Annotated in this window: 14 protein-coding genes; 4 read left to right on the top strand and 10 right to left on the bottom strand. The window is 70.8% G+C overall.

The window, feature by feature from the left end; genetic code table 11:
• Positions 1-25 precede the first annotated feature (25 nt).
• Both Tharo_RS16435 and Tharo_RS16430 read right to left on the bottom strand, forming a co-directional pair.
• Entirely contained in the window at positions 26-922 is an 897-nt protein-coding gene (locus Tharo_RS16435) for a cation diffusion facilitator family transporter (RefSeq protein WP_107222131.1), read from the bottom strand.
• A 4-nt stretch (positions 923-926) separates the two neighbouring features.
• Positions 927-1379: a hypothetical protein gene (locus tag Tharo_RS16430; protein ID WP_107222130.1), complete on the bottom strand. Its 453-nt coding sequence runs from the start codon at positions 1377-1379 to the stop codon at positions 927-929.
• On the opposite strand from Tharo_RS16430, the gene Tharo_RS18005 reads away from it, so the two are divergent.
• Genes Tharo_RS18005 through Tharo_RS16415 form a run of 3 tightly spaced genes read left to right on the top strand, consistent with a single transcriptional unit; the run spans position 1378 to position 3889 of the window.
• Positions 1378-2019, top strand: a complete 642-nt coding sequence (locus Tharo_RS18005; RefSeq protein WP_245880946.1) for a DUF1924 domain-containing protein — start codon at positions 1378-1380, stop codon at positions 2017-2019. The two genes, Tharo_RS16430 and Tharo_RS18005, sit on opposite strands and share 2 nt — an antisense overlap.
• A 23-nt stretch (positions 2020-2042) precedes the next feature.
• Positions 2043-2534, top strand: a complete 492-nt coding sequence (locus tag Tharo_RS16420; RefSeq protein ID WP_107222128.1) for a diheme cytochrome c — start codon at positions 2043-2045, stop codon at positions 2532-2534.
• 11 nt (positions 2535-2545) lie between these two features.
• On the top strand, positions 2546-3889 hold the full coding sequence (locus Tharo_RS16415; RefSeq protein ID WP_107222127.1) for a ferredoxin reductase family protein: 1344 nt from the start codon (positions 2546-2548) through the stop codon (positions 3887-3889).
• A gap of 30 nt (positions 3890-3919) precedes the next feature.
• On the opposite strand, the gene Tharo_RS16410 is transcribed toward Tharo_RS16415, so the two are convergent.
• The 8 genes from Tharo_RS16410 to cobC all read right to left on the bottom strand — a co-directional run bounded on the left by Tharo_RS16410 (position 3920) and on the right by cobC (position 12226).
• Positions 3920-5368 carry a lipopolysaccharide kinase InaA family protein gene (locus Tharo_RS16410; RefSeq protein WP_107222126.1) on the bottom strand — a complete coding sequence of 483 codons (1449 nt, stop codon included), beginning with the start codon at positions 5366-5368 and terminating at the stop codon, positions 3920-3922.
• Complete coding sequence (gene rfaP / locus Tharo_RS16405) at positions 5365-6195, bottom strand: lipopolysaccharide core heptose(I) kinase RfaP (RefSeq protein WP_107222125.1); 831 nt, start codon at positions 6193-6195, stop codon at positions 5365-5367. Before rfaP ends, Tharo_RS16410 begins: the two co-directional genes overlap by 4 nt.
• Before the next feature lie 8 nt (positions 6196-6203).
• A complete protein-coding gene (locus tag Tharo_RS16400) occupies positions 6204-7343 on the bottom strand; it encodes a glycosyltransferase family 4 protein (protein ID WP_107222124.1) in 1140 nt (379 codons plus the stop codon).
• Positions 7343-8431: a lipopolysaccharide heptosyltransferase I gene (gene waaC / locus Tharo_RS16395; RefSeq protein ID WP_107222123.1), complete on the bottom strand. Its 1089-nt coding sequence runs from the start codon at positions 8429-8431 to the stop codon at positions 7343-7345. Before waaC ends, Tharo_RS16400 begins: the two co-directional genes overlap by 1 nt.
• 7 nt (positions 8432-8438) lie before the next feature.
• Complete coding sequence (waaF, locus tag Tharo_RS16390) at positions 8439-9539, bottom strand: lipopolysaccharide heptosyltransferase II (RefSeq protein WP_107222122.1); 1101 nt, start codon at positions 9537-9539, stop codon at positions 8439-8441.
• A gap of 32 nt (positions 9540-9571) precedes the next feature.
• Positions 9572-10534 carry an ADP-glyceromanno-heptose 6-epimerase gene (rfaD, locus tag Tharo_RS16385; protein WP_107222121.1) on the bottom strand — a complete coding sequence of 321 codons (963 nt, stop codon included), beginning with the start codon at positions 10532-10534 and terminating at the stop codon, positions 9572-9574.
• A 26-nt stretch (positions 10535-10560) separates the two neighbouring features.
• Positions 10561-11520, bottom strand: a complete 960-nt coding sequence (gene rfaE1 / locus Tharo_RS16380; RefSeq protein ID WP_107222120.1) for a D-glycero-beta-D-manno-heptose-7-phosphate kinase — start codon at positions 11518-11520, stop codon at positions 10561-10563.
• Positions 11521-11674: 154 nt separating this feature from the next.
• A complete protein-coding gene (cobC, locus tag Tharo_RS16375) occupies positions 11675-12226 on the bottom strand; it encodes an alpha-ribazole phosphatase family protein (protein WP_107222119.1) in 552 nt (183 codons plus the stop codon).
• Between the two features lie 239 nt (positions 12227-12465).
• Between cobC and Tharo_RS16370 the strand changes: the two genes are divergently transcribed.
• A complete protein-coding gene (locus Tharo_RS16370) occupies positions 12466-13170 on the top strand; it encodes a Fic family protein (protein ID WP_342749596.1) in 705 nt (234 codons plus the stop codon).
• Positions 13171-13480 lie beyond the last annotated feature (310 nt).

Raw genomic sequence — 13480 nt, 5'->3', positions numbered from 1 at the left:
TTCGGGTTGATGGTGCGCGCGATGCTCAGGCCGGGCCCGCTGCGGTGCTTCGGGCAGCGGTGGAGGGTATCGGTTCGAGGTGGGTCGAGAGACGGGTTCCGGTCCGCTCCTGCACGGCGCGCTCGAGCGTGTCGGCAACTGCGTGGGCATCGGCCACGGTCCAGTCTCCGGGAACGCACAGCTCTACGTGGGCGAAGTGTACCGCGCCCGCGGCACGGGTCGTGAGCTTGGCATGGAAGCATCCCGGCGGCGACGCTTCGCCGAGGGCGCGCTCGATCGCGGCGACGTCCGCGTCGGATAGCGTACGGTCCATCAGGCCGTCGATCGACCGCCGCATCAATTCCCAGCCCTCGCGCAGGATGTTGAGTGCGACGGCGCCGGCGACGACGGGGTCGAGCCAGCTCCAGCCGGTCGCGCCGGCCAGGCCGACGCCGCAGACCACGCCGGCGGTCGTCCATACGTCCGCCATCAGGTGGCGCGCATCGGCCTCGAGCGCCAGCGAGCGGTGCACGCGACCGACCTGGAGCAGCACGCGCGCGACGAGGAAATTGACCAGGCTTGCGCCGACGGACAACAAGGTTCCGACGCCGAGATCGCCGATCGGTTGCGGATTGAGCAGGCGCTCGCCGGCGGTGAGCAGGATGAGCAGCGCCGCGATGAAGATCAGGCCGCCTTCGAAGGCGGCGGAGAAATATTCGGCCTTGCCGTGGCCGTACTGGTGGTCGTCGTCGGCGGGCTGCCGCGCGAACGACACCATCCACAGGGCAAAGCCGGCCCCGGCCAGGTTGACCACCGATTCGAGCGCGTCGGACAGGTAGCCGATCGAGCCGGTGAGCCACCAGGCGCCGGTTTTCATCGTAATCGTGATCAGCGCTGCAGCGAGCGAGAGCAGCAGCGCCTGGCGCGGGGTGAAGGCTTTCATCGGCTCAGAGGGCTGTCGGTCGGGGGTCGGCGCATCCCAGGGTCTTCAGCAGCACATTGTAAAGACGATGATCCTCTTCCAACCGCTGGACGGCGAGTCGGCGGGCATCGACGTGGGTGGCGTTACGCATCAGCGATAAAGCATCGCGCATGTCGCTCAGCAGCAGGCTGGCTTGCGCCCGTTGCGTCCGCTGCGCGGGCAGATTCGCCCGCAAGGCGTCGAGGTGCGCGCCGAGTTCGAGGGCCAGCTTCGCTTCGCCATCGGATGCTACCGCTTGTCCGGCCGGATCGGCCTGCGCCGCCCGCAGATGAGCGCTCACGGCATCGATCTCGTGGCGAACCGATGTGCAGGTTTCCTGCGGCAGGAATGACGGTTCGTCCGGTGCGGCGTGCGCTTGAAGGACGCTGCCTGCAATCAGCACGGACAGCAGCGAGGAGCGTAAAAAGGCGGTCTTCATGGGAAAGGCTCCGTGGTCAGGAAAGGCGGGAGCGTGGCCCATTCATCCTGAACTGGAGCTGAACCGCGACTTCCGCCCCGCGCCGCCGCACGCCCGTCCTGCGTTCAGGTTCGATTCATTCGCGCACTTGCACACTGGGCACCCGATTCCGGACGAATGGCGGACGAATGGCATCCAGCCTGCCCGTCCGGTCGAGTTTCCGACCCGGATCAAGGAGCGAACCATGAACTGCAAATTCCGCACGATCGCATTGTCGTGCTGCATCGGCGCGAGTGCCGGGGTGCTGGCGGCCCCGCCCGCCGATCTGATCGCCCGCTACGCGGCCGAGGCGCGTGTCGCCGACCCCGCTTTTGCGGGCTTCTCGGCCGATCGTGGCGAAACCCTGCATCGCACCCCTCACGCCGGTGGCAAGCCCGATACCCCGGCGTGCACGTCATGTCACGGCGATGATGCACGCGCACCCGGCCGGACCCGCACGGGCAAGGCCATCGAGCCGATGGCGGCGTCGGTGGCGGCAACGCGCTACACCGATCCGGCAAAGGTCGAGAAATGGTTCAAGCGCAACTGCACCGAGGTCCTGGGCCGCGAGTGCAGCGCTCGCGAGAAGGGCGACTGGCTCGCCTGGATGATGACGCTGTAAGCACCGACCACGGAGATTCCCCCATGAAAACCGTTCCCTTCCGTCCGCTCGCCCTCGGTGTCGCCGTGCTCGCCGTGACCGTACTGCTGTTCGGCCGCGCCCGCGCCGGAGACCAGGATTACTACCCGCCGGTGACCGACAAGCTCACGCTGCAGGAGTGCGGCAGTTGTCATATCGCCTTTCCCCCATCGATGCTGCCGGCGGCATCGTGGAAACGGATGATGGGTGAGCTGGCGAACCATTTCGGCGACGACGCCAGCGTCGATGCCGACACCGCCGCCGCGATCACCCGCTACCTGACCGGGCATGCGGGCGATGCCTCGGGCCGGCCCGGCAAGCTGCTGCGCGGCCTGCGCGCGGGCGACGCGCCGCTTCGCATCACCGAGTTGCCGAAGTGGGTGCACGAGCACGACGAGGTGCCGAAAGCCGACTGGACGCGCAAGGATGTGGGGAGCAAGGCCAACTGCGGCGCGTGCCACCTCGACGCCCAGCAAGGCTATTTCGAGGACGATTGAGGGGCGGGGCCGTGAAACGCTTGTTGTCTGCCTTCCTCGCCCTGGTGACGCTGGCATGGGGCTGGACACTGCTGTCGGCGGCGGGGTCCGCCGACGCGGGTCCGGGTAATCCGTGGGCGGTGCGCGAACATGCGCTGACGCTCACCGGGCTGTGGTCCTTTGCCCTGATGTCCCTGGCGATGGTGCTCGCCACCCGGCCGGTCTGGCTGGAGCGCCCTTTCGGCGGCATGGACCGTATCTACCGTGTCCACAAATGGGCGGGCATCCTGGCGATCGGCTTTGCCGCGCTGCACTGGCTGGTCGAGCTGTCGGCCGGCACGATCAAGGCGGTCTTCGGCCATGAAGGCCGCCTGGCCAAGGATCGCGGCGGCGACTTCCTGGAAGCGATGCGCGATGTTGCCGAGGAACTCGGCGAGTTTGCGGTCTATGCGCTGCTGGCGATGCTGGTGCTGACGCTATGGAAGCGCTTCCCGTTCCGGGCCTGGCGTTACCTGCATAAAGCGATGCCGGCGCTGTACCTGGCGCTGGCCTTTCATGCCGCCTTCCTGGCGCCGCTCGATTACTGGGGGCAGCCGGTCGGCGTCCTGCTTGCGCTGCTGATCGCCGCCGGATCGGTTGCCAGCGTGCTGGCCCTGGCGGGCTGGATCGGCCACCGCCGTCGCGTCGGCGGGGTGGTGGAGTCGGTGCGCGAATCCGGCCCCGGCCTCACCCAGGTCACCTGTTTCCTGGACGAGGGCTGGCGCGGGCATCGCCCCGGGCAATTCGCCTTTGCCACCTTCGACCGCCTGGAGGGCGCTCATCCGTTCACGATCGCCGGCGCCGATCGGGGCGACCGCCGCGTCACTTTCGAGATCAAGGCGCTGGGCGACTACACCCGGGGCCTGGCCCGGCGGCTCGAGGCGGGCCAGGCGGTGGAGGTCGAGGGGCCTTATGGCTGCTTCGAGCTGCCGCGCGGACGAGGCCGGCGAGGCCAGGCGTGGGTTGCCGGTGGGATCGGCGTGACCCCGTTCCTCGCCTGGCTGGAAGCGTTGCAGACGAGGCCGGAGCAGGCGCCCGACGTGGACTTTTATTACTGCGTGCGCGACCGGGCCTCGGATCCATTCGTCGCCCGTCTCGAGGTCTTGTGCGCGGCGCTGCCGGCGCTGCGGCTGCACGTTATCAGCAGCATGCACAACGAAAGCTTGAGTGCGGAAGTTCTGGGCGCGGAAGTCCTGGGCGATCGCGCGGGGAAAAAGGAGGTACTCGAAGTCTGGTTCTGCGGCCCGCAAGGCCTCGCCGAGCGGCTGCGCCAAGGGTTCCGTGACATGGGCGCGGCCGGCGTCCGCTTCCATCAGGAAGCGTTCGAAATGCGCTGAACGCGCGGTGACGGGCGCCGCGGCCCCGGCTCAGGCGGCGGGCAATTCGGTGTCCAGCCAGCGGTGCAGGGCGCTGCCCGCCGGCCAGTTGCGCAGCAGGCGGGCACGATCGCGCCGCCAGGCGCGGGCGTGGGCCGCGGCGCTGCGGTGCTGGCGCAGGGCGTCGAGGTCGATGACGACGATGCGGCCTTCGTGCCACAGCAGGTTGGTGGCCTTGAGGTCGCCGTGCGAGATGCGCTCGCGGTGCAAGGTGGCGAACAGCTGACGCAGGGCTTCGCCTTCGGCCACGGGCGGGCCGCTGTCGACATGCGGGGCGAGGTGCTCGAGCAGGTTCCGCCCCGGGCACCAGGCGTTGACCAGCCAGGCGCGCCGGCGCAGCGGGCCGAAGCGCTCTTCGACCAGGGCCAGCGGCGCCGGCGTGGCGATGCCGAGAAAGGCGAGGCGGTGGCCGGCGACCCAGGAATGGGCGGCGCGGCTCGGGCGCCAGGCGCGCGACAGCGCGTGGCCGGCGTTCTTGATGTTGTAGCGCTTGATCACCAGCGTCTGGCCGGCGATTTCGGTACGCGCCACCGTGCATGTGCCGCCGTCCTTGAGCAGCTGGCCGGCGGCGAGGGCGCGGTCGGGGTCGGCGAGCAGGGGGGCGAGCGCTTCCGCCTGGTCGCGCACTACGGCGCTGAAGCGGTCGAGGCGCTGTTCCACCCGGAACAGGGTGCAGTCGCGCAGGACCTTGCCGAGAAAAGCCTGCAGGCGGGCGCTGCGGGTGGCGGCGATGCGGGCGCGCAGGGCGGGGAGGTCGAGTGCGGGCAGGGCATCGTCGGCGCTGCGCCAGGCCTCGATCAGGCGCGAGAGCCGGTCATCCCACGCTGCCGGCAGCTGCGCGGCGAGGATGGCGAAGTTGGCCGCGGCCTGGGCGGCATCGAGCGGCCGCCCGGGGCGGAGGGCGCGCACCGCGTCGCCGTCGATCACCAGCAGGCGGCCGCCGTGGACCAGGAAGTTGCCCAGATGAAGGTCGTCCTGCACCAGGCCGCGGGCGTGGAGGCGGCCGAGCAGGGCGAACGCGGGGGCGAGCACGGCGAGGGCGCGCGCGCTGCCGGCCGCTTCGGCGGCCTCCGCCTCCCAGCGTGCGGCGAGGCTGTCGGCGCCGTCGAGAAAGGCGGTGAGCAGGGCGTGGCCGCCGTTGTGCAGGGGAGCCGCGGCGAGCAGCGCCGGAGTGGGGATGGCGGCGGCGGTGAGGGCCTCGATGCCGCTGCGTTCGCGCTGCCAGTGGCGGGCGCTGGCAGGGGCGATGAAGAGCTTGGCGAGTACGCGGCGGCCCTCGAACTCGGCCTCGCCGACCAGGCGCTTGCCCGGCAGCACGCGCAGCAGGCGGTGCAGCGTCAGGCTGCGGCCGTCGGCCAGCTCGACGCGCAGCGGCAGGACCGGGTGGCGGCCTGCCGCACGCAACGCCGCGGCCGTCTGCAGCGGGGCCGGCGTGCTCATTCGCGTGCCTCCGGGGCGTACTTGCGCAGGTAGCGTGCGTGCAGCTTGTCCGCGCGCCGTGCCAGGCTGCGCAGCAGCGCCGCCTCGCGGCGCAGGGTGGCGCGCAGCGGCCCCGGGAAGTAGGCGCGCAGAAAGCGCAGCAGGTCGCGCCGGGTGAGGCCGATTTCGAGCGCGGAGAAGTACAGCCCGGCCAGATCCTTGTCGCGCCAGCGCCGCGGCGTGCGGCGGCGCACCTGGCTGCGGTGGAGGTCGATCAGCGACAGGCGCAAGGCGCCGGGAGCGGGCGGCGGCGCGGTGTGGAGGAGGAAATGGCAGAGGTAGAAGTCGCGGTGGTTCATGCCGCCTTCGTGCATGCGCCGGGCCATCTCGGCGATGCGCTCGATCAGGGCGCGCTTGAGCGCGGGCGGCGGTGGATGGGCGGGCCAGTCGCGGCAGTAGTCTTCCAGGCTCACCGTCGGCGCGAGCGCCTCGGTGATGATGAACGAATGCTGGCGGGCGGGGTTGCGGCCGCGCTCGCCGAAGGCCACGGCGCGCATCGTGGCGACGCCGACGTCGCCCAGGCGGGCGATCGCACGCCATTCGTTGCGCGCGCCGAGCACCGGCAGGCGCAGCGAGAACAGGTTCTTGAAGATCTCGCCCCAGCCCACGCCGCGGTGGATCTTGACGAAGTAGGCGCGGCCGCCGACTTCGGTGCGCAGCGTGCGCCGGCCTTCGAGTTCGCGGAACACTTCGCCCTGCAGCGCTTCCACCGCGGCGAACGGGTCGCGCCCCTGCCACAGGCTGCGGAAGGGCTCGTCGAGGAAGACGCTGCGGTCTGACCGTTCCATCGGGGTGCTCATCGGCTGCCGGGTTCGCGCGCGGGCCGTTGCAGGATCACGTCGGCGGCGCGCTCGGCCAGGCTGTAGAGATCGGCGCGGGCGGCGAAGGCGAGGCCGTTGGCCTGCCAGCGGCGGCGCTGCCCGGCATCGTTCAGCGTGGATGCGACTTCTGCGTTGAAACGCGCCTGGTCGAAGGGCTCGGGCAGGATCGCGCCGGCCTCGGCTTCGGCGATGAAATGGGAGAAGCCGCAGGTCTTGGTGGCGATCACCGGCAGGCCCGCCACCATTGCTTCGAGGAGGACGATGCCGCCCGCTTCGTGATAGGCGGGGTGGATCATCAGGTCGGCGCCGAGGAGGAAGCGCGGCACGTCGCCGCGCCCCTTCAGGAACTGCACGCGCTCGCTCACGCCCAGGGTGGCGGCCTGCAGTTTGAACGGCTTGGGGTCGTCCTGGCCGATCACCAGCAGCCGGGTGCGCTGGCGCAAGGTGTCGGGCAGCGCGGCAAGCGCCTTCAGGCTGCGGTCCACGCCCTTGGTCTTGAAGCCGGAGCCGATCTGGACCAGCAGGAAGGCATTGCCGGTGACGCCGAACTCCGCCCGCAGCCCGGCGCGCACCTCGTCCGCGTCGGCGGGGCGGCGCCGATCGGCGGCGATGCCCGGCGGCAGGACGTGGAAGCGCTCCGGCGGCGTCCCGTAGTGGCGGGAAAACACCGGCAGCTGCGCTTTCGTGATCAGCAGGATCTCCGTTCGGCTATCGGAGCCGAACACCGCGCGCTCGTAGGCGGCGAAGTGGCGGTAGCGCCCGCCGAGGCGGTAGAGCGGGTTGCGCAGCGTGCGCGCCTTGTCCTCGAAGCAGGGGTCGGCGGCGTAATAGACGTCCAGCCCCGGCATCTTGTTGAAGCCGATCACGCGCCCGGCGGGGCAGCGGGCGAGGTCGGCCTGCACCCACTCGGTGTATTTGCGGTAGCGGCGGTGGTTGAAGAGCGCGCGCACCGGCACGTGCACCACCTCGAAGGCGGGTGGCACTTCGCCCTGCCATTCGAGCACATAGACCCGGATCGCGTGGCCGCGCGCCTGGCAGGCCTGGGCGATGCGCAGGAAGTCGCGCTGCATGCCGCCGAAGGGGAAGTACTTGTACAGGCAGAAGGCGAGCTGCATCAGGCGGCCTCGTTGCGCTCGAGCACGGCGGTCAGTTCGGCCCACACCCGCTCGGGGGCGAGGCGGGTGAAGCACAGCGGCTGCTCGCGGGCGAAGTCGGGGCGGGCGCGCTCGGCCGCGCTCGGCGTGTAGCGGCAGCGCTTGTGCAGGCAGGGCGCGCAGGCGAAATCGGAGGCGAGGTGGCGCTGGCCGGCGCCCCAGGCGCCGGTGAAACCGGGGTTGGTCGGGCCGTAGACCGACACCGTGGGCACTGCCAGGGCGGCGGCGAGGTGGCCGAGGCCGGTGTCCACGGCGATGCAGGCGTGGGCGCCGGCGATCTCGGCGGCGACACCGGCGAGCGTCAGCCGCGGCAGCACGCGGGCGCCGGCAAGCCCTTCGGCCAGACGCTCGGCGCGGGCGTGCTCGGTGTCGTTGCCCCAGGGCAGGCGCACCTGCCAGCCCGCGGCGCAGGCGCGCTCGGCCAGGCGGCGCCAGTACAGCTCGGGCCAGTGCTTGGTCGGCCAGGTGGTGCCGTGGAGGAAGACGAGATAGGGCGTGCCGGGGCCGGCTGCCTGCGCGGCGCCGGCGAGCACACGGGCGCGGTCGAGGCCGTACGGGTCGGCCGCAGTGTCGGGCCGGTCGGCGAGCGCATAGCCGAGCGCGGCGGCGAGCAGCTCGCGCACGCGCAGCACCGCGTGCCGGCCCCAGGCGACGGCGTGGCGGTGGCGGTAGAACAGGCTGGCGAGCGGCTCGCGCGCCGAGTGGCGGTCGAGGCCGTGCACCGGGCCGCGCGCATGGCGGGCGAGCCAGGCGCTCTTAAGCAGACCCTGGGCGTCGATCACGGCGTCGTAGCGCCGGGCGCCGATCGCCGCGGTGAACGCGCGCCACTCGCCGCTGCGCCAGGCCCGCAGCGGATGCTTGCGCCAGCGCCGCACTGCCACCGGGATGACCCGGTCGACCGCCGGGTGCCAGCGCGGGATCTCGGCGAAGGCTTCCTCCACCACCCAGTCGAAGCGGATTCCGGGCAGCGCGCGCGCGGCGTCGGTGAGCGCCGGCAGGGTGTGGATGACGTCGCCGAGCGAGGACGTCTTGACGATCAGCACATGCATCGCCGCGTCAGGCCCGCCCGGTGAAATGGACGGTTTCCGCCGCGCTCCGGCCGCCGGCGTGCTCGAGCCCGGTGAGGCCGAGGCCGCCGAGCGCGGCGAGGATGCGCTCGGGGGCGATGTCGGTGAGGCAGCGGGTGTGGCCGAGCGGGCAGGTGCGCTGGAAGCAGGGCGAGCACTCCAAGCGCAGGGTCTGGACGGCGACGCGCTCCGCCAGCGGTGGCGTGTGTTCCGGGCTGGACGAGCCGTAGATCGCCACCAGCGGCACGTCGAGCGCGGCGGCGACGTGCATCAGGCCGGAGTCGTTGCTCACTGCGGCGGCGCACATCGCCAGCAGGTCGACGGCGTCGCCCAGGGCGGTGAGGCCGGCGAGGTTGGTCACCGCCGGGTTGCCGTCGGCGATCGCTTCGCCGGCGGCGCGATCCTTGTTCGAGCCCAGCACCCAGACCTGGTAGCCGCGCTCGCCCAGTGCGCGCGCCAGGGCGGCGAAGTGCGGGATCGGCCACTGCTTGGCGGGGCCGTATTCGGCGCCGGGCATGAAGGCCACCGCAGGGCGCGCGGCGGGCAGCGCGTACTGGGTGCGCAGGATCTGCTGGTTGGCCGCCTGGGCGACCAGGCGCGGCAGCGGCAGCGGCTCGGGCAGCGGCGCGCCGGCGGGGGCGGCGAGGGCGACGAAGCGCTGCACGGTCATCGGTAGCGCGGCCTGGTCGAGACGGCGCAGGTCGTTGAGCAGCAGGTAACGCATCTCGCCGCGAAAGCCGGTGCGCTGGCGGATGCCGGCGAAGAAGGGCACGAGCGCGGACTTCAGCGAGCCGGGGAGCACGATCGCCTGGTCGTAGCCTTCGCCGGCGAGCGAGCGGCCCAGCGCACGGCGCGTGCCGAGGCCGAATTCGCCGTGGCCGAGCGGCATCGCGACGCCGCGGCGCACTTCGGGCATGCGCTCGAGGATGGGGAGCGACCAGCCCGGCGCGAGTACGTCGATGGCGCATTCGCCGCGCTGCTTGAGGACCTTGAACAGGCTCTGCGCCATCACCATGTCGCCGACCCAGGACGGGCCGACGACGAGGATGCGGCGGGCGCCGGCTGCGGGCGGTACGGCGGGGGTGTTCATCGCGTCCGGCTCATCGGCTACCGGCGGGGCGCTCAGCCACGAGTGGCGAGCCAGTCGAGGTAGGCGGGCACGCCGCTTTCCACGTCCATGAACGGGCGCGCGTAGCCGGCGGCGCGCAGGGCGCCGATGTCGGCCTCGGTGAAGCTCTGGTAGCGCCCCTTCAGGTGCTCGGGGAAGGGGATGTAGTCGATGCCGCCGCCTTCCTGGCCGCGGGCGCGCATCCAGCGCAGCGCGGCGTGGGCGACGTCGTTGAAGCTCTGCGCGCGCCCGGTGCCGAGGTTGAAGATGCCCGACACCTGGGGGTTGTCGAGCAGCCACAGGTTCACCGCGACGATGTCGTCGACATGGATGAAGTCGCGCCGCTGCTCGCCCGGGCCGTAGCCGTCCGAGCCCTCGAACAGGCGCACCCGGCCGGATTCCCGGAGCTGGTTGTGGAAATGGAAGGCGACGCTCGCCATCCCGCCCTTGTGCTGCTCGCGCGGGCCGTAGACGTTGAAGTAGCGCAGGCCCACGACCTGGCTGCCGAGGCCGGCGAGCTGCGGGCGCAGGTGGCAGTCGAACAGGAACTTGGAGTAGGCGTACATGTTCAGCGGCTGCTCGAACTCGCGCCCCTCGCGGAACACCGGCCCCATGCCGTACACCGAGGCCGACGAGGCGTAGATCAGCGGCACCTTGTCCGCCACGCACCAGGCGAGCAGGGCCTTGGTGTACTCGTAGTTCACCTTCATGACGAAGCGGCCGTCCCACTCGGTGGTCGATGAGCAGGCGCCTTCGTGGAACACCGCGTCCACCTGGCCGAAGCGCTCGCCGGCCTGGATGCGGGCGAGGAAGTCATCCTTGTCCACATAGTCGAGGATATCGGCGTCGGCCAGGTTCAGGCACTTGCGCCCGTCGCTGAGATCGTCGACGACGAGGATGTCGCGGATGCCGCGGGCGTTGAGGCCGTGGACGATGTTGCTGCCGATGAAGCCGGCGCCGCCGGTGACGATGATCATGTTGTGGTCCTCGTGGGTGGTCGGTGTCAGGCCGCGGGGCCGGCCGCGTTCAGCGCGGCGGCGAGTTCGGCGGGGGCGACGGTGGCGGTGCCGAGCTTGCCGACGACGATGCCGGCGGCGACGTTGGCCACCGCGGTGGCCTCGGCCAGGGTCAGGCCGCAGGCCAGCCCGGCGCCGAGTACGGCGACCACGGTGTCGCCCGCGCCGGTGACGTCGAACACGTCGCGCGCGCGGGTGGGCAGGTCGAGCGGCGCCCGGCCCTTTTGCAGCAGGGTCATGCCGCGTTCGGAGCGGGTGATCAGCACCGCCTCGAGTTCGAGCGCCTCGCGCAGGGCCTCGCCGCGGCTGCGCAGGGTCGGCTCGTCTGCGCAGTGGCCGACCACGGCCTCGAACTCGCTCTGGTTGGGGGTGATCACGGTGGCGCCGCAGTAGCGGCCGAAGTCCGTGCCCTTGGGGTCGACCACCACCGGGACGCCGGCCTCGCGGGCGACGCGGATCATGCTGCCGACCTGGGCCAGGGTGCCTTTGCCGTAGTCGGACAGCACGGCCGCGCCGGCACCGGGGAGGGCCTCTTCGAAGGCGCGTTCGATGCCGGCCGATTCGAGCACGGCGAAGTTGTCCTCGAAGTCGAGCCGGATCAGCTGCTGGTGGCGGCTGATGATGCGCAGCTTGGTGATCGTCGGGTGCTGCGGCGCTTCGAGCAGGCGGCACACCACCCGCCCCTCTTCGAGGCGCTGACGCAGGCGCACGGCGGCCTCGTCGCGGCCGACCAGTGCCACCAGCTCGGTGCGCGCGCCCAGTCCGGCGGCATTGAGGGCGACGTTGCCGGCGCCGCCGGCGCGGACCTCGTCGGCCTCCACCTTCACCACCGGCACCGGCGCCTCGGGCGAGATGCGGGTGGTCGAGCCGTGCCAGTAGCGGTCGAGCATCACGTCGCCGACGATGACGAGGCGGCCGCGGGAGAATTCGGGCAGGGGAAGCGACATGGTGTGGGTGGGGACGGACGTTCAGCCGCGGATTATCCCATGAAGCCGTGCGCGCCGGCGGGGTCGAGTCTTGCGTTTGCCTATCGTCGTGGAGCGTCGGAGGGGCGCAGGCGGGGGCAGATCCTGTATTGGCTCATCGGGTGGCGCCAGACGTTCAGCGATTGAACCAGCGCAGGGTCGTGCCCCAGCTTTCGAGGTCGAGCCGGGTGGCCTGGCCGCACTGGAAGTCCAGCCCCAGCCAGCGCTCGGCGGGCAGGCCGAGGAGATGGCCGGCGAGCACGCGCAGCGGGCCGCCGTGGGCGACGACGACGACCGGCTGCGCCGGCGCGGCCTGCTGCAGCGCCGCGAGCCAGTCCAGCACGCGCGCCGCCATCTCGCGCGCCGACTCGCCGCCCGGGGCGCGAAAGCCGAGCGGGTCGGCCGCCCAGGCGTCGATCGCGGGGCCGATGGCAGCGAAGCTGCGCCCTTCCCAGTCGCCGAAATGCATCTCCTTCAGGCGGGCGTCGAGCAGCGGGGTGCCGAGTTCCTCGGCGAGCAGGCGGGCGCGGGCGAGCGGGCTGGCGTACAGCGCGTAATCCGGCGGCAGCAGCGGCCGCAGGCGGGCGGCGACCGCGGCGGCGGATTCGGCGAGGCCGACATCGTGCTGGCCGTAGCAGATGCCGGGCTCGACCGCGGGACGCGGGTGGCGGATCAGGTGGAGTTCCATGGGCTTCGGCGGGTGGGGGGTGAGGCCTGGGGTGGGTTGATGGTTCGTGGTGCTGATGGTGCGTGCCGCTCGATCGGTGTCTGTGGTGCGGATCTTAGATAAAACGTTCGATCTGCAAAATCACTCCGGGGACGGCGCTTTCTGCGCGTTACCGGTTTCCGGCATGGCCGCTCTCATTGCAGCGCATTTTTGTGGCGCGATTCGATGTTGCGCGCCAGATAAACTGATTTGCGCGCCAAATAAAGCTGATTCATGCCAAAAAAATCCGCACCGAGGCATTTCAGCCCATCGTCGACGTGACCGCCCGACATCCGGAAGGCATCGGCGGCAGCGTTTATCTCCCGGTCGCGCTGCCGCAGCGCCTCGCAGAGCTGTTCGGCATCGTGCTCGAGATTGCCGGCGAGATCGACGACCCCTTCGAGCAGGCCTTCTTCCTGATGGTGCACCTGCCTTACCTGCAACCCTTCGAAGACGTGAATAAACGTGTTTCGCGCCTCGCCGCCAACTTTCCGCTGGTCCGCCACAATCTCTGCCCGCTGTCCTTCATCGACGTGCCGGCACAGGCTTACGTCGATGCGATGCTGGGGGTGTATGAACTCAACGACGTCGCCCTGCTGCGCGATGTATTCGTCTGGGCCTACGAGCGTTCGTGCCAGCAATACGTCGCCGTGCAGCAGCAGCTCGTGCCGCCCGACACGTTCCGCCTGCGCTACCGCAACGAACTCGCCGCAGCCGTTGCCGCCATCGTGCGCGGCGGGCAGGCCGCCGACGAAGCAGCGATCCGCGCCGTGTTGCCGGCAAAGGTGGCCGAGGAGGACCGGGGACGTTTCGTGACGTTGACGCTGGCCGAATTCAAGACGCTTCACCCCGGCAATGCGATCCGCTTCGGGCTCAGGCCGCTGGAGTTTTCGGCGTGGCTGGAGCGGGAGGCTGGGCGTGATTGAGGCTGGAAAAATGACAATGCGAAGGCACAGGTTCAGGAGAGTGGGGTTGTCCTATGGCATCGCGCCCGCTGGTATGCAAGACCCCGGCGTCTTGGTCTGACGCCACGGCCGTTTCCTGCGAGTCCGCGACGTGACGCGCGGCCGCTTACGGGACCGATGCTGGCAGGCATAGTTTCGACCACAAGCCGTCGCTAACCACCCAATCCGGATAGCGGTCATCTGGGCGAAGTGATATGCTTTATGCCATCCCATTACACACAACTCCCGCGTCATAGCGTAACCTGCCGTCCCCTTTCCCTTCCTTCCGACC

Source organism: Thauera aromatica K172 (assembly GCF_003030465.1).
GTDB classification, from domain to species: Bacteria; Pseudomonadota; Gammaproteobacteria; order Burkholderiales; family Rhodocyclaceae; genus Thauera; species Thauera aromatica.
The sequence above is the reverse complement of the archived record's forward strand: the minus strand, read 5'-3'. Positions and strand labels throughout refer to the sequence as shown.